Origin of the sequence: Flavivirga sp. 57AJ16 (assembly GCF_028736925.1) — a bacterium.
Classification (GTDB): Bacteria; Bacteroidota; Bacteroidia; order Flavobacteriales; family Flavobacteriaceae; genus Flavivirga.
Window position 1 is genome coordinate 20,694 of record NZ_JAQZAT010000021.1, and the last position, 24,071, is coordinate 44,764.

Consider the following 24,071-nt stretch of genomic DNA (forward strand, 5'->3'; position numbering starts at 1 on the left):
AATGAAGAATCTCTCTATATTTGCACTAGATATTTACCTATTAATATACCGTTTTTTAGATTCTTCAGTCAGTTCCTCCCTGTCTGCCGACAGGCTTCTGAATGAAAATATATTACTTTTCTGACTGCCTCTTTTTTGTTCAAAATTGCCAACCTATTTTAGAGCGACATACTTTTTGTTTACTTTGCTATTTTTCTAAATCCAGAAGGCGTTTTAATAATATATAAGCCCGAAGGAAGCATATTGATCATGTTGTTTTCTTGTTTGATTGAGTTGGCTTTGGTTGATTTAATTAAAACCCCAGTTGCATCATGGACGTTTACTTCATACCTTTTTTGACTATTTTCGGATACCGTGATTGTTTTGTTTATTATAATATGATATTACTGGGATGGATAAAAATCTATTATTGTCCTCTCAGCCTGAAGCCCTTCGTTAACATGATTTTTGTTATCAACAACAATATATACGTATGCTCTACCATTAGAATCAGTGTATGAGTCTATATAGCTAAATCCATATAAAATAACATGAACCTTCACAGTAAAAGACCGATTTTCTTCGTTAAAAATACTCGCCGTAACTAGGCTATGCTTACGCTTTTTACCTATAACTTCAATTTTTTTATTTCTAAATATTCTATGCCATTTTATATCGACTTAGCTATACATCTTCCTTTCTAACATTAATATGTATTAAATAGGATATTTTATTTTAATTATTTAAATTCGTATTTTGCGATTCGCGAATCGCGAATCGCGAATTAATAAAGACAAGAATTATGAAAAAACATAATGGTATGCGACCTCAGGATTTGGTTATTTTACTTAAGGTCATAGCTAAAGGAGATGAAGATTGGATAATGAAAGATATAGCTTATGAGTTAAGAATAAGTAATAGCGAAGTTAGTGAGTCTTTCAACCGTAGTGTTATAGCTGGTTTAATTGCTAGTGATAAGAAAATGGTGATGAAATTAGCGTTATTGGAGTTTTTGAAATTTGGATTAAAATATGTTTACCCACAAAGACCAGGTGGATTAGTACGTGGTGTAGTAACAGCCCATAGTGCAGCTCCTTTAGTAAATATTATTCAAAGTGATGAAGTTTATGTTTGGCCATATGCTGAAAGTAATGATAGAGGGTTTTCAATAGAACCACTACATAATAATGTTCCAGAAGCAGCTTTAAAAGATAAAGTATTACATGAATTATTAGCCTTAGTCGACGCAATCCGTTTAGGCAATGTTAGAGAACAAAAAATTGCGATAGGGGAACTTGAAAAACATTTCAATTGAAAAACACCATAATAAATAGAAAGATTATAGAGCGTGTCGCTCAAGCACTTGGAGAATTAAATAATGAAGTTATTTATGTTGGTGGAGCCACAGCCTATATGTAAATGATCCTGCTGCGGATGATGTAAGACCTACAAAAGATATTGATATCAGTATTAAAATAGCATCACTCTCACATCTTGAAGAAATTAGAGAAAAACTAGTAGCCAAAGGATTTAAGCAAACCGCTGATTTAGATGTCATTTGTAGATTCAAATTAGATGATATATTAATAGATGTCATGGGAACAAAACCAATTGGATGAGCGCCAGCAAACCCGTGGTTTGAAGCAGGGTTCGAAAATAGAGAACAAATAGATGTTGAAGGACAAACCATAAATATAATGACATTGCCATACTTTTTTGCAAGTAAATTTGTTGCACATTCAGACCGAGGAGGTAATGATCCAAGAATGAGTCATGATTTTGAGGATATTATATATATCCTAGATAATAGAGCGGATTGGCATGAGATTATTAAAAATACAGATATAGATGTTAAGTCTTATTTGCTAGAACAGTTTCAAAATATTTTAGAATCAAGCAGGATGCAAGAAGCCATATTAGGTAATCTGTACTATGAAACACAGGAAGTACGATACAAAATGATAATAGGAAAAATTGAACAACTATTTTAATATTAGAAGTACTAATGCTTCCGCAGAAGCTTTCAATGCCAAGATCAAAGAATTCAGAGCTCAATTCAGGGGCGTTAGGGAGGTGAAATTCTTCCTCTTTAGACTAACTAAATTATATGCGTAATTTATGACCTCCCCAAGAATATTGCTTGATCCTATATTATGTTTTTAAGGTATTATTCACAGCTTCGCTGCTACCTTCTTAACAAAATATTTTTTGTTTCTCGGTAATATTCAGAATGACACTTTTCAGACCTCTTTTATTTTATTAAAAACTGTCAACCTATTTTAGGACGGGACAAATAGTAAAAAAGCACCCCATTTGGGATGCTTTTTTGTCTAAAAAGATATATTTTATTACTATTTATAGACCAGCATTTCTCCAAGTCCATCCAGAAATATCTAATGCCGTAGCATCTTTTCCAGAATTAAGTGTATATTTATCAGTCTCTCCAGATAGTAGAGTTGCATCAGCATTGGCACCTTCTATTTGTACATTAGATAAAGCACCACCATCTTTCATGTCTAAATCTACGTCATAACCAGTTAAATGTAAACCAGTAATGGTTCCACCAGATTGTTTTTTAAATTGTAAACCAGTTCCACCTACACTAGAAATAGCCGTGATATTAGTAAAAGTTGGATTTCCATTGTCTTTGTCTCCTTCAAAAACAGTTGAGAAACCGGCAACCGTATGAGAAATATAAGCATTAGTTACAGATCCATTCCACCCTTCGGTCCAGTCGATAGAATCATCATCATTGTTTTCTAAGTATAAGTTAGATGCAGAAACAGTTCCACCAAAAAACTCAACCCCATCATCAGAACCATTTATAACGGAAATGTTTTCTATAACAGTTTCAGAACCAACTGCATATAGCGAAAGACCATTGTATTGAGACTCAGAGTTGATTTGAGCTCCGGTTCCTTTAAGTACTAAATATGTTATAGAACCAGAGTTATCATTATCAGTTGTGCCACCATATACAAAACCACCTATTTCAGCTACAGCATCAATGCCAGCAGTAGTTGTAGCATTACCACAAATAGTTAAACCTCCCCAGTCTCCACCATTTGCAGCTGTAGATGAAATTACAACGGGATCAGATTCGGTACCTTGAATATCTATTTCACCACCTTGTAAAACTGCAATGTAAACACCAGTACCACCGTCTCTGGCAGTAATTTTAGTTCCTGCAGGAATTGTTAATTTAGCACCACTTTGAACAATATAAGAAGAGTTTAATGTGTAGTTTACTGAAGCGTTTAAAGTAACGTTACCCGTAACAGCACCTTGTAAAAGGCTACTTTCAAATGATAAATTTGTATCTACCCAATCAAAGTCTGAAGCAGCTACAGTAGGAACAACAGAAGTATTTAAAGAATAAAAGTATTCTCCTGTTTCTAATTGTTTTTCAGGAGTTGCATGAGCAACAGGTGAGTAACCATCGTTAAAAATGACATTTGCAGTATCTCCACCGTCTTTCATATCTAAATCTACATCATAACCACTTAAAGAAAGTCCATCAATAGTAGCTCCAGATTGTAATTTGAATTGTAATGCAGTACCACCTACAGTTGAAATTGCCGTTATATTCGTGAATTTTGGATTTCCATTTGTTTTGTCTCCTTCAAACACAGTTGAGAAATTAGCGATAGTATGAGATATATAAGCATTTGTTACAGACCCATTCCACCCTTCAGTCCAATCGATAGAATCATCATCATTGTTCTCTAAATATAAATTCGTTGCAGAAACAGTTCCACCGAAAAACTCAACGCCATCATCAGAACCATTTATTACTGCTACGTTATCTACTAATGTGCCAGAACCAACTGCATAAAAAGAAACCCCGTTATATTGAGATTGTGTATTGATTTGCGCTCCAGTACCAACAATTTGTAAATATCTTATAATTCCAGAACTATCTGTATCGTCAGTACCTCCGTAAATAAAACCACCAACTTCGGCTTGAGCATCAACACCAGCAGTAGTAGTCGCTTTTCCACACAAGGTTAAACCTCCCCAGTCACCACGATTTCCATCAGCAGATGACATTACAACCGGATTTCCTGCATTACCATTAATGTTAATTTCCCCGCCTTTTAAAACAGCGATATATACATCTGTACCACCATTATCGGCAAGAATTTTAGTGCCAGCAGGAATACTTAATGAAGCGCCGTCTGCTATAATAAATTGACCTGTTAAATTATAAACGGTTGAAGCTTTAAGAGTATAGTTTTCTTCTAAAGTACCATTCATAACCCCAGCCTCTAAGTTTTCAATAACTTTAGCCTCAGAAGGAGCTATTGGCGCTGGATCATCAGAGCTACAGCTGGTTAAACTAATAGCAGTAAATGCTAATGCCACAGCAATTAATTTTAAAGATAATTTTTTCATTTTTGATTTTTATTATTTTATAATAGTTATGCAAAGAAAATCGATTCATTTCTCCTTTTGTTTACTAGAATATTAAACGTAGGTTACGTTTTGTTGTTAAATTATGTGCTTTTGTTACCAAAAGGTTAACTATGTATAACCGATGTTTTGATGTTTCGTTTTTTGTTCTTTTAAATTAATTTTTATTTGTGTTTTTGTAATATTTATTAAAAAGAGAACCTCAAAGATTTCCTTGAGGTTTTAGACGGTTCTACGATTTAATTGTATGTTTATTTAAACGTATACTTTAAGCTCAAGCTTAATAAACTTCCTTTTTTATATGAGCTTACAACTTCGTTTGTCTCAACACTTGTGTTAATGTCTCTAATTAACTGTGTTTGTTCTATATCTGGATTAAGAAGGTTTCTTCCAATAAATTTTAATAATAAATGGTCTGTTATTTTTTTACTAACAACCAAATCCATAGTAAAGAATCCTTTTTCTATAATTTCATCATTATAAAGAGTATTGCTATTAGCAAAATCTTCAGGAGACCCTAATGCAAATATTTTGTCTGATGAATAATTGCCAGTTATGGTAGCAATAAATTCTTTTTCTTTTTGATTGTTGTATCCTAATGATCCATTTAAGATTAAATCTGAAGCGCCTTGTAAATCGGATTCTGTAATATTTTTATATTGAAACTCTTCTAATAAATCTTGATTAAACCACATTTTAGTTATGTTGGCATTAAAGTTAAGGATGGGTTTTTCTTCCTCATTTTCAATTAAGTTTAAACGTGTTTCTAGCTCGGCACCAAAAACGTTAGCTTTTTTACCTGTATTCGAGAATTCAAAAATCCCGGCAGAGCCTCTGGTTAAAGCTAAGTTAATTGGGTTTTTTATTTGTTTGTAGAATGTCGTAGCCGAGATTAATTCTCCTTGCTTAGGGAAAAACTCCCATTTTAAATCAACATTAAAAACATCGGATTTTTCTAAATTAGGATCACCTCTTGTAACGCGACCAGTTGGCGAAACATACTCAAAAGGAGATAACTCTTTAAATTCTGGTAGGGTTTGGGTTAAACTTGAAGCAAAACGTAAAAAGTTTTTTTCGTTTAACTCATACTTTAAATTAACACTTGGGTATATTTCGTTATACTCTTTTGCAATGGAACCAACACGCCCAACAAAGTTTGCCACATCCCATAATACATTTATTTCATCTCTTTCATATCTCACGCCAATATTTCCAGAGAATTTTTTGTTTAGACCAAAATCTAGGTTGGCAAAACCAGACATAATAGCTAGGTCTGCATCATATCTATCAGGATCACTTTCTCTTAAAACTAAGCCATTGTTAAAGTTAGCTTCAGTAAAAGTGATTGAAAAATCATCTACAGATGGAACTTGAAAATCTCTAGCTCTAACACCAATAAATAAAGAACTAAATACTCTTTCTTTTTTACGGATATTAACACCTACATTAAGCTTGAAGGGTTTTTTCTCATCTTCATCTAATTTTCCAAAACTTATCTCGTCTTTTAGATAGGCGTTATATTCAGTATCTTCAATTTTTTGGCTAGACTTTCTTTGTTGAAAATCACCAACATGAGCATATTGAACCGTATTGGCATCTAAAATGTTTGCTTCGTTTCTAATCCTGTTAGGTTCTTCAGCTAATACAAAATTATAGCCAACTGCCCAATTTAATGCATTGTTTTCACTTATTTTATGATCCCCAATTATTTGATTAACGAGCAGCCTGGTTTGTTTGAAATTTTGGTCTCTTACAAAGGCGCCGTCTTCTTGAGGGTCTTGATCGAAAACATAGCCTAAACCATTTCTACCTTGCTCATAAACATTATCTGTACTTTTATTAACGGATAAACTGCTTATTTTTATGTTATTGTTATTATCTAATTTGAGTCCTAAATTCACATATCCAGTAGAATTTGTATTCGTTGTAAATGACTCAACATCTGTAAATTCATTGTCTAAAATATTTGACCTATAACTTCTGAAGATCCCCTCTTGATATCCAAAAGATTTTGAATGAGAACCAGAAGCAAAGATCGATAGTTCTTTTCCGAAAACATCAAACTTATATCCACCAGATAGAGACAGGTTATAGTTTCCAGTGTTTTTTTGATTTAATGGATCCCAACTTTGTCTTGTAATTAAGTCTACAAGAGCGAATTGTTTTTTATGAAAACCAAGTGTAACGTCATTAGAAGCTACACTTCTTTTAAAATCACCATCCAATCCTAAAACATTAGTATTATAACTTGAACCTGCACTAACAGAAAACTCCTTTTTTGAATATCCTTTTGAAGAGATGTCCACATTTCCAGAAGTTTGATCGGCATAACCAGAGGTAGTATAAGTTTTACTTATTCCAACATTTTCGATCATATTGGTTGAAAATAAGTTTAGATTGATATTTTTATTATCAACGTTATCAGATGGTATCGGTAAGCCATTCATTGTAGTAGATAAATATCTATCCCCTAAACCTCTTATGTATATTTCTCCAGTTCCTTCACTTTGTGTAACTCCAGAAATTTTAGTTGTTGCTGTTGCGGCATTAGAAACTCCAATTTTGCTTAATCTTTCAGCTCCAATACTTTCTTTAATAACAACAGCTTTCTTTTGTTCTATTAAAAGCGCCGTTTCACTGTCTCGTTTAGTCGTTGTAGTAATCACAATTTCACTTAAAGCTGCCGCACTGGCACCCATAGGTACATTTACTTCGGTGACCTTACCTGCAACTACCTGTACATTTATTTCTTGGGTTTCATATCCAACAAAACTAAAAATTAATGTATAAGCTCCAGGACTTAAGGCTTCCAGCATATAATGACCATCAAAGTCTGAGGTTGTACCTTTGGTAGTCCCTTTTATTATTATATTAGCAAAGGCTAAAGGCTCATTGTTATACTCTTTATCTGTTAGCTTTCCAACCACAGAACCAGTACTTTGAGCATGCGAAAATGTAGCAGTAAGTACTGCTAATAATACTAAAATTTTTTTCATTATTTCATTTGATTTCTAGCTGCAAAGAACGGTAGGTTATGTAAAGACTATGTTACCTTTAGATTAAACAACAGTAACTAAAGGGTTATCTAAATGTTACCTGAAACGGGTCTGTTTTTTAATTTGTAAACAATAAGTTAACATTGAAAATACTTTAAAAAGAAGTTTTTTTATAAACCATAAAAGGTAGGTTATTAACCAAAGGTCTATATAGATGTTTTGTCTCCTTTTGTGTTAACTATAGTGAGTACACAAATATTGCATAATAAAAGATCGGACGCGAATGGTGCAAATCCAAGCGAATCCAATACTTTATAGTATAGATTGGACTTAGTATGAACATAAATCCCTGACCTATATAGGCTTGAAACCTATCAATAGACAGAATGATTAGTGAAAATTTGTGGTATTCGTGTCTTTTTTAAAGATGCGTACACGTGGTAGTTGTATTAAAGGGAAGTTGGAAAACAACAAGGATTTAAATAATTAGCGTATGCCTTTTGAGCAATTTTTTACACTTAATTAATTTAACCGAGAAGCTGTTTTGTTGTTTTTCTCGCTAGTATTAGCAATTGAAGCGAGTTCAAGTAAAGAGACTGTGCTTGCGCCTAAAGACGTTTTGATAAACTTAGATGCTCCAGACACCACTTTTACTTTCAGTTCTTTAGTTTCGTAACCTGCAAAACTGCATACTAGGGTATAGTCTCCATCTTCTAAATTTTCAATAACAAATAACCCCGTTTGGTCTGTGGTCGATTTTATAGAAGTTCCTTTAATAGAGACATCAGCAAAGACTAAAGGATTGTTGTCAAACTCTTGATCTGTTAATTTACCAGTTATTAAACCTGTGTTTTGTGAAAAACAAAAAGAAGCAAAAAGAAGGATAAAAAAAGTGATTAACTGTTTCATGGGTTTATGTAAAATAACACATGCAAAGAACCAATTTTTGAGTCAACCGTATGTTACCTAATTATTAAAGAACAGTGATTAAAATGTTATCTTAATGTTATCAAATTTTTGAGGGCCAATTATTATCGAATTTAATTATCTTGCTTGTTCTTAAAAATATAAAATGAACTGGGAACAATTATTATCCTTAAAGCGCTTTGGCGACACAAATAAACGTATACGAAAAGAACAAGATGAAACCCGTTTGGGGTTTGAGGTAGATTATGATCGGGTTATTTTTTCTTCAGAATTTAGAAGCCTACAAGATAAAACACAGGTGATCCCTTTATCGCAAACCGATTTTGTGCATACCAGATTAACGCATAGTTTGGAAGTAAGTGTGGTGGGGCGTTCTTTAGGACGGTTAGTTGGTAAGAAACTATTAGAAAAACACCCCCATTTGTATAGTGTACATGGATACCAAGCCAACGATTTTGGAGCGATTGTTGCCGCAGCTGCTTTAGCGCACGATATTGGAAACCCGCCCTTTGGGCATTCTGGAGAAAAGGCGATTGGGGAGTTTTTTAAAACAGGAAACGGAAAACAGTTTAAAGATCAATTGACCGAAAAGGAATATCAGGACTTATGCGATTTTGAAGGGAATGCCAATGGCTTCAAGATTTTAACCGAGAGCAGAGCGGGGCGTGATGGCGGCTTACGGTTGAGTTATGCGACTTTAGGAGCCTTTATAAAATACCCTAAAGAGTCTTTGCCTAAAAAACCAACAAAACATATTGCCGATAAAAAGTATGGCTTTTTTCAAAGTGAAAAAGAAGCGTTTGTGGATGTAGCCAATGAATTAGGTTTGTTAAAAAGAGGAGAAAAAGATATTAGTTTCTCTCGACATCCGCTTACTTTTTTGGTAGAAGCTGCAGATGATATTTGCTATACGATCATCGATTTTGAAGATGGTATTAATCTGGGGTTGATTCAAGAAGAATTCGCGCTTGAATATTTATCGAAAATTATTAGGAACACTATTAGACCCGAAAACTATTATGCCCTTTCAACCAAAGAAGATCGTGTGGGTTATTTACGAGCGCTCGCTATAGGATCACTTATAAGCGAAGCTGTGGATGTTTTTATGGCAAATGAAGAAGCTATTTTAAATGGTGAGTTTGATTGTGCGTTGTTGGATAAAAGTAAATACGAAGCCCAAATAAACGATATTATTAAAATAAGTGTTGAAAACATATACCAATCTACCGAAGTTGTCGATAAAGAAATTGCGGGTTATGGGGTGATCAACACCTTATTAAATACCTATACTAGTGCCATAAATAATGGATTCAATAACACTACTTCTAATTATGATAAGCTCATTTTAAAAGGTTTGCCAAAAACTATAAAAACAGATACACCTAGTTTATATCAACGTTTAATGAGTGTATGTTACCATGTGTCGCTGCTGTCTGACAGTAAAGCTATTCTCGATTATAAAAAGATAAAGGGGATGGAAATTTAAAAACATGCCGCATCAATGCCTAATGCAAGGCTTAGACCTGTCAGGTTTTAAAACCTGACAGGTCTGGGCAAAAAGTTATTGGTTATATCATACATTATTTTTGTCATGTACTTATGTAAACGTTAAAAAAGATTTTTCTGTTTAAATCAAACCAAAAACAACCGATCATTTTTAGTTTATAGTTATTATATAATTAAAATCCACTTTGATTTATTGATTTTGAACGATTGAATAAGTTATGAACGAAACTAGAGGGTTTTACAAAAAAACATCAGTCTGCAAAACTTGCCTTAAAAAAAGCTGTTAAACTTTTAGGATCTAATCCAATTAGTTTTTGAAGTTCATCTACTTTACCGTGTTCTATAAAATGATCAGGAATACCAAGCGTTTTAATAGTGTTTTTATAATTGTGAGCCGAAGCAAATTCTAAAATGGCAGATCCAAATCCACCCTTAACTGCATGATCTTCAATCGTAATAACAGTGTTGTATTTCTTTAATATCGCATGAAGCAAAATCTCATCCAAAGGTTTTATAAAGCGCATATCGTAATGTGCTATTTCTTTTGTGTTGCTCAGTTCTTCAATAGCTTCAGTAACATTTCTGGCAATGGCCCCAACACTTAAAACGGCCATGTTGCTTCCTTTTTTTAGTTGAATACCTTGGCCTATCTCTATTCTTGAAAAGGGTTGCTTCCAATCAATAGTAACGCCACGCCCACGAGGATAACGAATGGCTATAGGTTGCTCTAAACCCAACTGTACAGTATACATCATGTTACGTAACTCGATTTCATTTCTTGGAGAAAAGATAATAAGATTTGGAATGCATCTTAAATATGATAGATCATAAACACCGTGATGTGTAGCACCATCCTCTCCAACCAATCCAGCACGATCCAAACAAAAAATAACAGGTAGTTTTTGAAGGGCGACATCATGTATAACCTGATCGTAAGCACGCTGTAAAAAAGTGGAGTAAATATTACAAAAAGGGATGAGGCCCTGTGTTGCCATGCCAGCAGCCAATGTAACGGCATGCTGTTCTGCGATGCCAACATCGAAAGCGCGTTCAGGAACTTCAGCCATCATATATTTTAATGAGCTTCCAGTGGGCATGGCTGGTGTAATACCAACAATGTTTTTATTTTGTTTCGCTAATTCGACGATGGTATGTCCAAATACATCTTGATATTTGGGAGGTTGGATGGTTTCGGACTTTACAATTAAATCGCCCGTATGTGCATTAAATTTTCCTGGAGCATGGTATTTAACCTGATCTTCTTCAGCCTGCTTTAAACCTTTGCCCTTTGTAGTGATGATATGTAAAAATTTAGGGCCTTTAATCGTTTTTAAACGCTCCAATTCCGCAATAATAATATGTATATCATGGCCGTCTATAGGTCCCGAATAATCAAAGTTTAAAGCCTCAAAAATATTGTCTTGTTTTTGAGTGCCTTTTTTAACATTGGTTAAATATTGCTTTAAAGCACCAACGCTTGGATCGATACCAATGGCATTATCATTTAAAATAACCAGTAAATTGGCATTGGTGACCCCTGCATGATTTAAGCCTTCAAATGCCATGCCACTGGCTATGGAAGCATCGCCAATAACAGCGATGTGCTGTTTTTTGGTATCTCCTTTTAATTGAGAGGCAATGGCCATACCCAGTGCTGCAGAAATGGATGTTGAGGAGTGCCCAACCCCAAAAGTATCATAGTCACTTTCTTCTCGTTTTGGGAAACCGCTTAACCCACCAACTTGCCTATTGGTATGAAATATGTCTTTCCTACCGGTTAGGATCTTATGTCCGTAGGCCTGGTGCCCTACATCCCAAATAAGTTGGTCTTCGGGCGTATTGAAAATATAGTGCAGTGCAATAGTTAATTCCACAACGCCTAAACTAGCTCCTAAATGCCCTTCTTTGGTGGCAACGATATTAATTATGAATGCACGTAACTCTTGAGCAAGTTTGGGCAGGTCTTCTTGTTTTAAAAGACGGAGTTCTTTAGGGGAGTTAACGGTATCTAAAAGTTTTTGCATGCGACTACAAATGTACTGAAGTGGTTTAAATTTTTTTTCACTTCAATTTAAAAAGTTTAAACCGCTTCACCATTTTGAATTTGTATTTTTGCTTTTATGATTGAACCTTTTGATGATACATACTTTATGAAAAAAGCACTTCAGGAAGCAGAAGCTGCTTATGAAAAAGGAGAGATTCCTGTGGGGGCTGTTATCGTTATCGATAATAAAATAATAGCCAGAGGACATAATTTAACGGAAACGTTGACCGATGTTACGGCGCATGCCGAAATGCAAGCGATTACAGCGGCGGCTAATTTTTTAGGAGGGAAGTATCTAAAAAAATGTACGCTGTATGTTACCTTGGAGCCTTGCCAGATGTGTGCGGGCGCTTTGTATTGGAGCCAGATTTCCCATATTGTTTATGGTGCTAGGGACCAGAAACGTGGTTGCATAACGTTAAATACAAAATTGCACCCTAAAACTGTTATAAAAGGAGGGGTCATGGCTGATGAAGCTTCGGAATTAATGAAGCGGTTTTTTATTGAAAAACGGAATTTAAATTAAAATATGAATTTACTCAAATTGTTACGCAGAGATTCACGGAGTTAAAATAAAGATTCACAGAGTTTTATATAAGGGTCGAAAGCTGAGACTGAACACTGCTAACTTTCTTTTTCACGCTCGCGCATTTTATCCAAGTTCTCTTTGGTAAGCATGTAGTCTTTAACATTTTTATCTTTCCAGCGGTAATAAGAAAATAAAGGGAACACAATAAAAAATAATCCGGCAACACCAAAACCGATTAATTTTTGCGACCACTCATTTTCTAAAAAATAACCCGTTGCTATACTTCCTAAAGCAGCTAAAAAGAAAAGAAGAATAAGGTATTTCATGAAAACATTGAGTTTGAGTGCGATAATTAATATTCAAATTGGTATAAATAACCCTTAGGATTTATTTCGTAAAATTAATCAATTGTTGTCTATAAGCAGTTAGTAATTTAGATTTCGAGATATATCCACAATATTTACCATGTTTAATAACCGGTAAATTCCATGCCCCACTGGTTTTAAACTTATCCATAATGTCATTCATGGAATTTTCTTCGTAAATAATAATACCTGCGTCTGCATGCATTAAGCTAGAGGCATCGACTTTATCGTAAAGGTGTGAGTTGAACATAATGTGCCTAATATCGTCTAAATGTATAACCCCCAAAAATTCATCGTCATCATTAACCACAGGAAAATGATTTCGGGAAGACTTTGCAACTGCTTTTTTTAATATATCACCAAGTTTCATTTCTGGTTTTAAGGTAATGAAATTAGTTTCTATGACTTTATCGATATCCAAAACCATTAATACATTTTGGTCTTTGTCGTGTGTCATCAATTCGCCGCGCTCTGCCAGTTTAAGTGTATAAATAGAATGTGAAATATAATATTTGGTCATGGCAAATGAAATGGTCGATACGATCATTAAAGGCACAAACAACTCATAGCCACCTGTGATTTCAGCAATAAGGAAGATTGCTGTAAGCGGCGCATGGAGGACCCCGGCCATGAGCCCTGTCATACCTATTAAGGTAAAGTTGGATTCGGATACTTGAAAATCCAAGCCGATATTATTAATGATTTTTGCAAAGGCATTCCCTAACGCACTACCCATAACAAGCGTTGGGATAAACACGCCACCAACACCACCAGCACCAAAAGTAGTGGTCATAGCTATGGCTTTGAATATGGTTATACCAAGTAATAGTGCGATGACAATCCATATATTGGATAAATCTAAATTAAAAGGGGTAGTGCCTATGGCAGATAAGTGATCCCCTTTTAAAAGGTTATTCATAATACCATAACCCTCACCGTAAAGAGGCGGAATAAAGTATAGCATAGAGCCAATGGCGATGCCTCCAATGAGCAATCGCTTGGCACGACTTTTAAATTGCTTAAAAAAATTAGTAATACCAAAAAATACTTTTGAAAAATATACAGATGCTATACCGGTTACCAATCCTAAAACGATATAGAACAGGATATCGTTAACTTCGAATTTATCGGTTAATTCAAATCGTAAAAGCACATCGGTTCCCAAAAACATATAGGAGGTTACAACGGCCGAAACAGATGCTAACAAAAGAGGTACCAATGAGGTGAAAGCAATATCCAAACTAAATATTTCAACAGCAAAAATAATAGCGGCAATAGGTGCTTTAAACATGGATGCCATGGCTCCTGCAGCTGCGCAACCTATTAAAAGCATCCTTGTTTTTGTATTCATGTGAAACAAACGAGCCGCATTAGATCCTAAAGCGGACCCTACACTTACTGCGGGCCCTTGTAAACCAACCGAACCACCAAAACCAACTGTTAAGGGAGCTGTTATTAATGCAGCATAAATATTATATCTGGGGATAATCCCGTTTAGTTTGGAAATAGCATATAATGTTGAGGAAATACCATGGCCTATATGTTTTTTGAGCCAGATTTGTTTGATCATATAAACAAGTAGAAGCCCGATAATTGGAAAGATAAAATAAAGCGAGTTCTGGTAGTTATTAAAGAAATCCAATTTAAAAAGTAATCGGATATAATGCGTAAGGTTTTTTAGGACCACGGTGCCCATTCCCGCTAAAAAACCAACTAAAATACTAAGGATGTAAATAAACTGGAGTTCAGAAATATGTTTGTATTTCCAGATTAAGAACTTGCGCAAAAGACTTTTAGTACTTAGAGGCATGCTATAAAATTACTAAAAAAACCTGCATAAAGCAGGATTTAAATTTTATGATTTCAAATGAAGCTTTAAACTTAACTCCGTTAACTGTTCATCGTCAATGGGAGCAGGCGCATCTATCATGACATCGCGCCCCGCATTATTTTTTGGGAATGCAATAAAGTCCCTAATAGTTTCTTGCCCGCCTAAAATAGCTACCAATCTATCCAACCCAAAAGCCAAGCCGCCATGAGGCGGTGCGCCATATTGAAAGGCATCCATTAAAAAGCCAAATTGTGCTCTAGCTTCTTCTGGCGTAAACCCTAAATAATCGAACATTAGGGATTGGGTTTCCTTATCATGAATTCTTATGGAGCCGCCACCTATTTCGTTGCCGTTCAACACTAAATCGTAAGCATTGGCTTTTACATCTCCTGGGTTTGTTTTTAATAATTCCAATTGTCCAGGTTTTGGCGCTGTAAATGGGTGGTGCATCGCATGGTAACGCTTTGTGTCTTCGTCCCATTCCAATAAAGGAAAGTCCATAACCCAAAGAGGTGCAAATTCGTTTGGTTTACGTAAGCCCAAGCGTTCTGCCAATTCCATACGCAAAGCACTTAATTGTGCACGTACTTTATTTTTATCACCAGAGAGTATACAAATTAAGTCACCTGCTTTTGCATTGGTAACCTCTGCCCATTTAGCCAAGTCTTCCTGGTCATAGAACTTATCAACCGAGGATTTAAAAGTACCATCGTCATTACAACGACTATAAACCATGCCCAAAGCACCAACTTGTGGTCGTTTTACCCAATCAATTAATTTATCTATCTCTTTTCTGGTATAACTATTTCCTCCAGGAACCGCTATGCCAACAACTAATTCTGCATTATTAAAAACACCAAAATCCTTATGTTGGGTAACGGCGTTAAGTTCGCCAAATTCCATCCCAAAACGAATATCAGGTTTATCGTTACCATATAAACGCATGGCATCATCATATAGCATTCTTGGGAATTTTTCTATTTCGACACCATTTACTTCTTTTAATAAATGACGTGTTAATCCTTCAAAAGTATTTAAAATATCTTCTTGCTCTATAAACGCCATTTCACAGTCTATTTGTGTGAATTCCGGTTGTCTGTCAGCTCGTAAATCTTCATCCCTAAAGCATTTTACGATCTGAAAATATTTATCCATACCCCCGACCATAAGCAATTGCTTAAAGGTTTGTGGCGATTGGGGCAATGCATAAAACTGCCCCTCGTTCATACGTGATGGCACTACAAAATCCCTTGCACCTTCTGGAGTCGATTTAATCAAATAAGGGGTTTCTACTTCAATAAAGCCTTCTTTAGATAAATAGTTCCTAACTTCCTGAGTCACTTTATGTCTAAAGATCAAATTATCTTTTACGGGGTTTCTACGAATATCCAGGTAGCGATATTTCATACGTAGATCTTCACCACCATCTGTTTTATCTTCTATGGTGAACGGCGGAAGTAAGGCCTCGTTTAATATATTCAACTCAGAAACCAATATTTCAATATCTCCAGTTGGTATATTAGGGTTTTTTGAAGCGCGTTCAATAACAGTGCCTTTAACTTGAATGACAAACTCGCGACCCAAATTTTGAGCCTGTTGCATCATTTCTTTCGAAGTACGTTCTTCATCAAAAACCAATTGTGTTATACCATAACGGTCTCTCAAGTCTATCCAAACAATAAATCCTTTATCACGAGATTTTTGAACCCAACCAGCAAGGGTTACTTCTTTATTTATATTTGTAGCTTTTAATTCACCACAATTATGACTTCTATACATTGTTGTAAAATTGAAGTGCACTCCTACTTTATTCTATTAGTAATTACTAAGTTAATTGAATAGTAGTTTAATGCATTAAACAGATTGCAAATTTATGAAGATATTACTTTGTAGTATAACCTTTTTTGTAAAGATTTAAATAAAGATTTTTCTATGATCATCTTCGTGAGCTGACTTCGAGGTAGCTTCTTGCCTTCCTAAAATTTACTAGGTTTTTTTGTTAAGCCACGAATTTACTTGTCTTATTTGTATGAATATTCATATTTTTTTTGGATATTTAAAGCAGACTAACTCAAATAAAATATATTATGTTCAAATTTTTACGATTTAAATTGTTTCTGGTTTTATTGTTTTTTATGCCTGTAATCGCTTTTTCGCAACAGGTTTCAGGTACAGTAACAGATGGAGGAACAAATTTGCCTTTAGCAGGGGCAAATATTGTTATTAAAGGGACCGGTACTGGTACCATTTCAGATTTTGATGGGAACTTTACTTTAAACGCAGAGAGCTTTCCGGTAACTTTGGTGGTGTCCTCGGTAGGATACGATACCCAAGAGGTGAATGTATCCTCTTCTCAAAAGGTTACTATAGCACTAAAGGAAGGTGTTGCTTTAGACGAGGTTGTATTAATCGGGTCTAGAAACCCCAGTAGAACAGCTGTAGACACACCAGTTCCTGTTGATGTTATTGATATTTCTGAATTGACATCGCAAGGGCCTCAGGTTAATTTAAATCAAATTTTAAATTTTGTAGCCCCTTCATTTACGTCGAATACCCAAACCATTTCAGACGGAACCGATCATATCGATCCTGCTTCTCTAAGAGGATTAGGGCCTGACCAAGTGCTTGTTTTAATTAATGGGAAACGAAGACATAATTCATCTTTGGTTAATGTTAATGGAACCTTTGGGCGTGGTAGTGTAGGCACCGATTTAAATGCTATTCCATCTGGAGCCATTCAACGCTTGGAGGTTTTACGCGATGGTGCGGCTGCCCAATATGGATCGGATGCTATTGCTGGAGTTATTAACATTGTGTTGCATAATAATGTAAACGAACTTACATTAAATATGACTACAGGTGCTAATTTCACAAAGCATGCCAACGATCAAACTGGGGGCGTTGATGGCGAGACCATTAACATCAGTGCTAATTATGGCTTACCTTTAGGGGAGCATGGCGGGTTTATTAATTTCACCGGTGATTTTGATTTTAGAGAGGATTATGGTAGAATGAAAGAATGGGAAGACGCTGTTTTCAACCTTTACAACACCGTTGAAAGGTTTGCCGATAATGATGGTTATAACTTATCTAACTTGTTGGATGATGATGTGGCCGATGTTATACAATATGCTAATGCAGCCGGTATCGATATAGGTAGTGCAAGCACTAAAGCAGAATTGCAACCTATTTTAAGCGCAGATAATACAGCGGCCGAATTAGCTGCCAGAGGATTGGTAAGAAGTGATTTTAACATGCGTGTGGGGCAGTCTGAGGTAAGAGGCGGGCGGTTTTTTGCTAATCTTTCTTTACCATTGGATGATAATGGCACAGCATTATACTCCTTTGCAGGAGCAAGCTCCAGAAAAGGAAATTCTGCCGGGTTTTACAGGTTGCCAAACCAAAGTAGAACCTATACACCGGCATATATCAATGGTTTTTTGCCAGAGATTAACTCAACGATTACAGACAAATCTTTAGCAGTGGGGATCAAGGGGAAAATAAATGATTGGAATATCGACTTGAGTAATACTTGGGGTAAAAATGCCTTCTTGTATACTATTGGAAATACTTTTAACGCTTCAAGGCAAAATGCATCGCCAACAACCTTTGATGCTGGCGGGTTTAACTTTATGCAGAACACCGTTAATTTAGATGTAAATCAATTTTTTGATGATATTTTAAGTGGTCTGAACATTGCGTTTGGAGCTGAGTATAGACTTGAAAACTATGAAATCGTTGCTGGTGAAGAAGCTTCTTATGGACAATATACAGGTGAAGGCGAGTTAATTACCCTGCCTACTCAAAGCCCTTCAGAAGATTTCTTTGGAAGTGTCAGACCGGGCGGTTCCCAGGTATTTCCAGGATTTAGCCCTGCCAATGAGCTGTCCAGGGATAGAAATAGTATTGCTGGATATTTTGACCTGGAAGCAGATTTTTCAGAAGCATTTTTAGCAAGCTTTGCAACACGTTTTGAGAATTATTCAGATTTTGGCTCCACGATCAATTTTAAATTAGCAACGCGATTAAAAGCCAGCGAAAATGTTAATATAAGAGCCGCTTTAAATACAGGCTTTAGAGCACCTTCATTGCACCAGTTAAATTTTAACTCAACATCTACTATATTTCAAGACGGCATCCCCGTTGAGGTAGGAACGTTTTCAAATGATAGTAGAGCCGCAAATCTTTTAGGCATTCCACAATTAAAAGAAGAAACGTCCCAAAGTATCAGCATAGGATTTACGTCAAAACTACCTGATGCGAATTTAACGATAACCGTTGATGGTTATTTTGTGGCCATTGATGATAGAGTGGTATATACTGGACAGTTTAGAGGGCCTGGGACAGGGACCGAATTAGATAATTTGCTTGCTCAAGCCAATGCTTCGGCAGCCTCATTTTTTGCAAATGCTATCGATACAGAATCTAAAGGGTTGGATATTGTATTAACACATAAAGCTGATATTGGGACCAATATGAGATTAAAATCCGATTTGTCGGGAACACTCTCTAAAACAAAAAAAGTAGGTGCTATTAAAGCATCTCAGGTTTTAGAAGATGCCGGTTTAGTAGATACTTATTTCCCTGAGGATAGTAGAATTTATTTGGAGGAAGCCGTGCCAAGAACAAAAATAAATTTGACCAACAATTTAACGTTCAATAAGTTTAATATATTCTTGAGAAATGTTTGGTTTGGTGAAGTTTCAGAGGCTACAACAACTGTTGCCAATCAACAAGTGTACGGTTCTAAATTAGTGACCGATTTATCTTTTGGCTATAAAGCCTCAGAAAGCTTGACATTAACAGTAGGAGCAAATAACTTGTTGGATGTTTATCCAGATAGGGCCATTGAAGCAAACCGAAGTAGTGGCCGTTTCGATTGGTCAAGACGTTCCCAACAATTTGGTATAGCTGGACGTTTTCTTTTTGCCAGACTTAGTTTTAAGTTGAAGTAAATATACAAAGAACTATTAAAAAGCTCCATGAAGTACTTCGTGGAGCTTTTTGTATTGAACCTGTATTATCATATTCTTAAATATAACCATTCCATTTTATTAATTTATTAATTTATGTGGTTTATTTTTATGAATATCCATATTTTTTTAAGATATTTAATGCTGACTAATTTCAAATAAATCAAATTATGAGCAAAGTTTTACAATTTAAACTGCTCCTAACATTGTTATGCCTTATTCCGGTAATTGCTTTTTCACAGCAGATTTCGGGAACGATAACAGATGGAGCAACAAATTTGCCCTTACCAGGCGCAAATATTATTATTAAGGGAACACAAACTGGAACAACATCCGATTTTGATGGACGATTTAGCTTAAATGTCAACAGTTTTCCAGTAACATTAGAAATTTCTTCTTTAGGGTTTGAAACCCTTGAAGTCCCAGTGAACGAAGCCAAAACTATAAATGTGACGCTTCAAGAGTCTGCCGAGGCATTAGAAGAGGTGATTATTACAGGTTTGGCATCTTCTGTTAAACGAAGTAACGCTGCAAATGCCGTAGCAACTGTTTCTGCCGATGATCTGGCAGGGCGAACACCACCGCAAACTTTAGATGGTGCCATGGCGGGTAAATTTGTAGGTGCCCAAATAACCCAGGCTTCTGGAGCGCCTGGAGGAGGTATTTCCGTGAAATTAAGAGGGGTAACTTCCATTAACGGTAATGGACAGCCTTTATATATTATTGACGGTGTTTATGTAAATAACAATAGTGTATTTGCTGGCGGGCTCAACGAAATATCTAATGCTGCTGGAGGTGGTGCATCATCAACAGATTCCCAAGATAATGCATCAAACAGAATTGCAGATATTAACCCGGACGATATAGCCAATATTGAGATATTAAAAGGGGCCTCGGCCTCGGCTATTTATGGTTCCCGTGCCGCAGCAGGTGTGGTTATCATTACCACAAAGAAAGGGAAGCAAGGAAAAACCAAAGTTAAGTTCTCGCAGGCAATAGGTTGGAACGAGGCCGTTAATTTATTGGGACAAAGGAATTGGACAGCAGACTTGGCAGAAAGTGTTTATGGTGAAGGAGCATTGTTCACTGCAGCCCAAAACGCAGGCACCTTAATTGATTATGAGAAGGAAATTTATGGAGAAAAAGGATTTATTACCAATACCAATGTTAGTGTGTCCGGAGGAAATGATAAGACGTCATTTTTTGGCAGTTTTACGACGAATGAAGAAGATGGGATCGTTAAGCGTACTGGAGCAGGCAAAAAGTCTGTAAGATTAAATGTCGACCATAAAATTAATGATAACATTAAGTTGGCTTTAACAGGTAATTATATAAACTCCAATTCTGATAGAGGTTTCTTTAATAATGATAATACCAATACAACTATTGGGGTTTCTACGTTATTCACAAGACCTTGGGATTATTTATTACCAGATGCAGACGGAAACTATCCCGATCACCCTGCGAACTCATCCAATCAAATACATACCAGGGATGTTATGACTAATAGCGAATCTACAAGGCGTTTAATAGCTGGAGGTACTTTGGATATTAATTTGTTCAGTAATGAAAAACAAAGTTTAAAGTTTATTGCACGTGCTGGTGTAGATACTTATACATTGGTCACCGATGTGTTTTTCCCCAGGAATTTACAGTTTATGAGTCCAGCTGTTGGAGGCGTAGATGGTTTGTCCTCAGAAGGAACCACTCAAAATACCGACGCCAATTTTAATGCCTTTTTGGTTCATAACTATATAACAGATAGTCATTTGAGTTTTACAACACAGGCAGGTCTTACAAACGAGCATTTTTCCCAAAATACCATTAGGGTAACTTCAACGGGTCTTATTGCTTCAGAAAGCAATGTCGATCAAGCTGCTAATGTAGATGCTGACCAATTTAGGTTGGAGCAAGAAGATGCTGGTTTTTTTGTGCAGGAGGAAGTAAATTATCAAGATAAAATAATTGCTACTTTAGGGTTAAGAGGTGATAAGTCTTCTAATAATGGCGATGCAAACAAGTTTTTTTATTACCCTAAAGCTTCGGCAGCGTTTAACTTACATAATTTTGAGTTCTGGAATCTTGAGGCGGTCAATCAATTTAAAATTCGTGCAGCATACGGTGAGGCAGGAAACTTTGCTCCCAATGGCGCTTTATTCACCACCTATATTAATTCCTTAATTGATGGCAATGTGGGGATTATTACACCAACAACTTTAGGAGACCCATCCATTCAACCAGAAAGACAAAAAGAGCTGGAGGTTGGTTTTGATGCCGGCTTTTTAAATAACCGAGTAACCTTGGAGTTTACTTATTATAATAAGCAAGTGGAAGATTTAATTCTTCAAGCCGATAATGAGCCTTCTTCTGGATATGCCTTTAGATGGGTAAATGCTGGGTCGTTAGAAAATAACGGTATTGAAATAGGCTTAAATGGAAGTATTTTTAAGGACGAGGATTTCTCTTGGGATGCTAACATTATTTGGTTTAAAAATAAATCTGAGATCACGGAGTTGAAGGTTAACTCTTTTGACACTCAAGGGTTTGGAACAGGTCTGGGGACGTTTAGAATAGAAGAAGGGAAAAGTGCGACTCAAATTGTAGGTAACGACGTTAATGGAAATGTGGTGGTTTTGGGTGATGCTGAGCCTGATTTCCAAATGTCTTTTAATAATAACATGACATATAGAGATTTTACGCTTTCATTTTTATGGCATTGGAAAAAAGGAGGCGATAATGTGAATTTAAGTCGACTACTTTCAGATTTTGGAGGCACAAGTGCAGACTATGATGAAATAAACATTGACCCTGCTGGCACGACGCCAAATGGGGATTATAGAATTGCGGCTTTTCTTGGAGGAAATGCAGAGCCTTTTGTTGAAGATGCCTCTTATTTAAAATTAAGGGAAATAGGGCTATATTACAATATCCCTAGTAGGAGTCTGGAAAAATGGTTTGATGGAAATATAACAGATGTAAAGGTTGGTCTTTCAGGAAGAAACCTGATCAATATTTTCGATTATAACAGTTATGATCCAGAAGTATCGAACTTTGGATCTGCTGCGGCAGGCATTGGAATTGAGGTTGCACCCTTTCCATCATCTAAAAGATTTATGTTTCACTTGTCGGTAGGACTTTAATAATTAAAAAAAAATATTATGAACACAAATAAATTTAAAATAATAATTTTAGTCTTTTCTATTTGTTTTTGGTATTCGTGCGATATTGAAGACGGGCAAGACTTAAATGGCCCTCAAACGTCATCGATTTCAGAGGGACTTTCAAGACCTGAACTTCCTCAGGTGGTGTCGGGCATATTGGCAGATATGAGAGACCGTTTACATACGCAAATAGATGCTATATCTGTATTAGGGAGGGATTATTGGAGACATCAAAGTTCTGACCCTAGATGGGTAGGGGATTTAATGACAGGGACTTTAGATGATAATGCCTTTTACTTAACGACACCTTACTCGGCTCGCTATGCTGTTGTTAAAGAGTGTAATTTATTATTAGAGGGCTTGGAAAATACTACGGAAACTTTTACGGATGCAGAAAAAGCGGCTATTAGAGGTTTTGCAAATACGATTAAGGCACATGAGTTATTAAGTGTATTAATGATGTTATATCAAAATGGGATCCGAACAGACGTTGCAGACCCGGACAATCTAGGCGCTTTTGAAAGTTTTGATGGCGCTCTAACAACCATTATAGGGCTATTAAATACAGCTGCAACAGATTTAACGACTGGTGGTGGTAATGTGTCTCCTAATACTTTAGGTCTCGAAACAATGCCAATTTCTTATTTAGAGTTTAATAGAGCAATTACAGCAAGAGCAGCTGCTTATCAAGGCGATTATACATTGGTTTTAACAGCATTGGCAGATTCATTTATGGACATAAACGCGCCTATGAGTTTAGGAGCATACTATAAATTTTCGTCTGCAGGAGGTGATGCATTAAACCAATTGTTTTTTGCATTAAATTCTACAGGAGCCAATGCCAGAATAGCACATCCAGATTTTGTGAATTCGGCAGAAGCAGGGGATACTAGGGTCAATAAAGCTGTTTTTAGAGAAGTGGAGGATGAGGACACTATGGTGTTGGAACCTAATCCATTAAATATTGCAGATTTAACCCCGGGAACGCATGATGTATGGGTGTACCAATCAAGCACAGACCCAGTTGGCATGATAAGAAATGAAGAACTTTTATTATTATATGCAGAAGCCAACATGGTATCTAACCCTAGTGAAGCCGAAGCTGCGATCGATGCTGTTAGGGATGCTGCTGGTTTAGGGCCTATTGGTGCTGGAAATGTAGATGAAGATCAACTTTTATACGAAAGACGTTATTCCTTATTTGCCGAGGGGCACCGCTGGATAGATATGAGACGTTTTGATAGGCTTGACGAGTTGGTTATTGATAGGGCAGGCGATAATATTGTGACTCAATTTCCAATTCCGCAAAATGAAGGCCAATAATATTTACTTATAATTAAATAAAAA

Annotated in this window: 16 protein-coding genes; 8 read left to right on the top strand and 8 right to left on the bottom strand. The window is 36.0% G+C overall.

Going from position 1 to position 24,071, the window contains the following annotated elements; translation table 11 throughout:
- Nucleotides 1-179 precede the first annotated feature (179 nt).
- Nucleotides 180-377: a T9SS type A sorting domain-containing protein gene (locus PQO00_RS20435; RefSeq protein ID WP_369128019.1), complete on the bottom strand. Its 198-nt coding sequence runs from the start codon at nucleotides 375-377 to the stop codon at nucleotides 180-182.
- Nucleotides 378-781: 404 nt separating this feature from the next.
- On the opposite strand from PQO00_RS20435, the gene PQO00_RS18130 reads away from it, so the two are divergent.
- The 3 genes from PQO00_RS18130 to PQO00_RS18140 all read left to right on the top strand — a co-directional run bounded on the left by PQO00_RS18130 (nucleotide 782) and on the right by PQO00_RS18140 (nucleotide 2,094).
- Entirely contained in the window at nucleotides 782-1,294 is a 513-nt protein-coding gene (locus tag PQO00_RS18130) for a hypothetical protein (protein ID WP_274186274.1), read from the top strand.
- Between the two features lie 388 nt (nucleotides 1,295-1,682).
- Nucleotides 1,683-1,970, top strand: a complete 288-nt coding sequence (locus PQO00_RS18135; RefSeq protein ID WP_274186275.1) for a hypothetical protein — start codon at nucleotides 1,683-1,685, stop codon at nucleotides 1,968-1,970.
- Nucleotides 1,954-2,094, top strand: a complete 141-nt coding sequence (locus PQO00_RS18140) for a transposase (protein ID WP_337992862.1) — start codon at nucleotides 1,954-1,956, stop codon at nucleotides 2,092-2,094. The genes PQO00_RS18135 and PQO00_RS18140 overlap by 17 nt, the downstream gene beginning before the upstream one ends.
- A 240-nt stretch (nucleotides 2,095-2,334) precedes the next feature.
- On the opposite strand, the gene PQO00_RS18145 is transcribed toward PQO00_RS18140, so the two are convergent.
- From PQO00_RS18145 to PQO00_RS18155, 3 genes are all read right to left on the bottom strand, one after another.
- Nucleotides 2,335-4,374: a hypothetical protein gene (locus PQO00_RS18145; protein ID WP_274186276.1), complete on the bottom strand. Its 2,040-nt coding sequence runs from the start codon at nucleotides 4,372-4,374 to the stop codon at nucleotides 2,335-2,337.
- A gap of 269 nt (nucleotides 4,375-4,643) precedes the next feature.
- Nucleotides 4,644-7,388 carry a TonB-dependent receptor gene (locus PQO00_RS18150; RefSeq protein ID WP_274186277.1) on the bottom strand — a complete coding sequence of 915 codons (2,745 nt, stop codon included), beginning with the start codon at nucleotides 7,386-7,388 and terminating at the stop codon, nucleotides 4,644-4,646.
- Between the two features lie 522 nt (nucleotides 7,389-7,910).
- Nucleotides 7,911-8,297 carry a carboxypeptidase-like regulatory domain-containing protein gene (locus tag PQO00_RS18155; RefSeq protein ID WP_274186278.1) on the bottom strand — a complete coding sequence of 129 codons (387 nt, stop codon included), beginning with the start codon at nucleotides 8,295-8,297 and terminating at the stop codon, nucleotides 7,911-7,913.
- 163 nt (nucleotides 8,298-8,460) lie between these two features.
- Between PQO00_RS18155 and dgt the strand changes: the two genes are divergently transcribed.
- The gene (gene dgt, locus PQO00_RS18160; RefSeq protein ID WP_274186279.1) at nucleotides 8,461-9,801 is read left to right on the top strand and encodes a dGTP triphosphohydrolase; all 1,341 of its coding nucleotides are present in this window, start codon (nucleotides 8,461-8,463) and stop codon (nucleotides 9,799-9,801) included.
- A 271-nt stretch (nucleotides 9,802-10,072) separates the two neighbouring features.
- On the opposite strand, the gene dxs is transcribed toward dgt, so the two are convergent.
- The gene (gene dxs / locus PQO00_RS18165) at nucleotides 10,073-11,845 is read right to left on the bottom strand and encodes a 1-deoxy-D-xylulose-5-phosphate synthase (protein WP_274186280.1); all 1,773 of its coding nucleotides are present in this window, start codon (nucleotides 11,843-11,845) and stop codon (nucleotides 10,073-10,075) included.
- 96 nt (nucleotides 11,846-11,941) lie between these two features.
- Here dxs and PQO00_RS18170 point away from each other — a divergent pair, with 96 nt between their 5' ends.
- Nucleotides 11,942-12,391, top strand: a complete 450-nt coding sequence (locus tag PQO00_RS18170; RefSeq protein WP_274186281.1) for a nucleoside deaminase — start codon at nucleotides 11,942-11,944, stop codon at nucleotides 12,389-12,391.
- 98 nt (nucleotides 12,392-12,489) lie between these two features.
- Here the strand turns inward: PQO00_RS18170 and PQO00_RS18175 are convergent, their stop codons facing one another.
- The 3 genes from PQO00_RS18175 to aspS form a co-directional block, all read right to left on the bottom strand.
- Nucleotides 12,490-12,720 (bottom strand): hypothetical protein, encoded by a 231-nt coding sequence (locus PQO00_RS18175; protein WP_274186282.1) that lies wholly within the window; start codon nucleotides 12,718-12,720, stop codon nucleotides 12,490-12,492.
- A gap of 61 nt (nucleotides 12,721-12,781) precedes the next feature.
- Nucleotides 12,782-14,569 carry a chloride channel protein gene (locus tag PQO00_RS18180; RefSeq protein ID WP_274186283.1) on the bottom strand — a complete coding sequence of 596 codons (1,788 nt, stop codon included), beginning with the start codon at nucleotides 14,567-14,569 and terminating at the stop codon, nucleotides 12,782-12,784.
- A 45-nt stretch (nucleotides 14,570-14,614) separates the two neighbouring features.
- Nucleotides 14,615-16,369 (bottom strand): aspartate--tRNA ligase, encoded by a 1,755-nt coding sequence (gene aspS / locus PQO00_RS18185; protein ID WP_274186284.1) that lies wholly within the window; start codon nucleotides 16,367-16,369, stop codon nucleotides 14,615-14,617.
- Nucleotides 16,370-16,677: 308 nt separating this feature from the next.
- Between aspS and PQO00_RS18190 the strand changes: the two genes are divergently transcribed.
- The 3 genes from PQO00_RS18190 (at nucleotide 16,678) to PQO00_RS18200 (ending at nucleotide 24,047) form a co-directional block, all read left to right on the top strand.
- Nucleotides 16,678-19,545: a TonB-dependent receptor gene (locus PQO00_RS18190; RefSeq protein ID WP_274186285.1), complete on the top strand. Its 2,868-nt coding sequence runs from the start codon at nucleotides 16,678-16,680 to the stop codon at nucleotides 19,543-19,545.
- Between the two features lie 188 nt (nucleotides 19,546-19,733).
- On the top strand, nucleotides 19,734-22,703 hold the full coding sequence (locus PQO00_RS18195; RefSeq protein WP_274186286.1) for a SusC/RagA family TonB-linked outer membrane protein: 2,970 nt from the start codon (nucleotides 19,734-19,736) through the stop codon (nucleotides 22,701-22,703).
- 18 nt (nucleotides 22,704-22,721) lie between these two features.
- On the top strand, nucleotides 22,722-24,047 hold the full coding sequence (locus PQO00_RS18200) for a RagB/SusD family nutrient uptake outer membrane protein (protein WP_274186287.1): 1,326 nt from the start codon (nucleotides 22,722-22,724) through the stop codon (nucleotides 24,045-24,047).
- The last annotated feature ends 24 nt before the right edge of the window (nucleotides 24,048-24,071 follow it).

What these genes read in the sequence shown, in the direction of transcription:
- PQO00_RS18155 (WP_274186278.1), bottom strand. Translation starts at nt 8,297, where the DNA reads ATGAAACAGTTAATCACTTTTTTTATCCTTCTTTTTGCTTCTTTTTGT.
- dxs (WP_274186280.1), bottom strand. Translation starts at nt 11,845, where the DNA reads ATGCAAAAACTTTTAGATACCGTTAACTCCCCTAAAGAACTCCGTCTT.
- PQO00_RS18130 (WP_274186274.1), top strand. Translation starts at nt 782, where the DNA reads ATGAAAAAACATAATGGTATGCGACCTCAGGATTTGGTTATTTTACTT.
- PQO00_RS18195 (WP_274186286.1), top strand. Translation starts at nt 19,734, where the DNA reads ATGAGCAAAGTTTTACAATTTAAACTGCTCCTAACATTGTTATGCCTT.
- dgt (WP_274186279.1), top strand. Translation starts at nt 8,461, where the DNA reads ATGAACTGGGAACAATTATTATCCTTAAAGCGCTTTGGCGACACAAAT.
- PQO00_RS18145 (WP_274186276.1), bottom strand. Translation starts at nt 4,374, where the DNA reads ATGAAAAAATTATCTTTAAAATTAATTGCTGTGGCATTAGCATTTACT.
- PQO00_RS18175 (WP_274186282.1), bottom strand. Translation starts at nt 12,720, where the DNA reads ATGAAATACCTTATTCTTCTTTTCTTTTTAGCTGCTTTAGGAAGTATA.
- PQO00_RS18170 (WP_274186281.1), top strand. Translation starts at nt 11,942, where the DNA reads ATGATTGAACCTTTTGATGATACATACTTTATGAAAAAAGCACTTCAG.
- PQO00_RS18190 (WP_274186285.1), top strand. Translation starts at nt 16,678, where the DNA reads ATGTTCAAATTTTTACGATTTAAATTGTTTCTGGTTTTATTGTTTTTT.
- PQO00_RS18180 (WP_274186283.1), bottom strand. Translation starts at nt 14,569, where the DNA reads ATGCCTCTAAGTACTAAAAGTCTTTTGCGCAAGTTCTTAATCTGGAAA.
- aspS (WP_274186284.1), bottom strand. Translation starts at nt 16,369, where the DNA reads ATGTATAGAAGTCATAATTGTGGTGAATTAAAAGCTACAAATATAAAT.
- PQO00_RS18150 (WP_274186277.1), bottom strand. Translation starts at nt 7,388, where the DNA reads ATGAAAAAAATTTTAGTATTATTAGCAGTACTTACTGCTACATTTTCG.
- PQO00_RS18200 (WP_274186287.1), top strand. Translation starts at nt 22,722, where the DNA reads ATGAACACAAATAAATTTAAAATAATAATTTTAGTCTTTTCTATTTGT.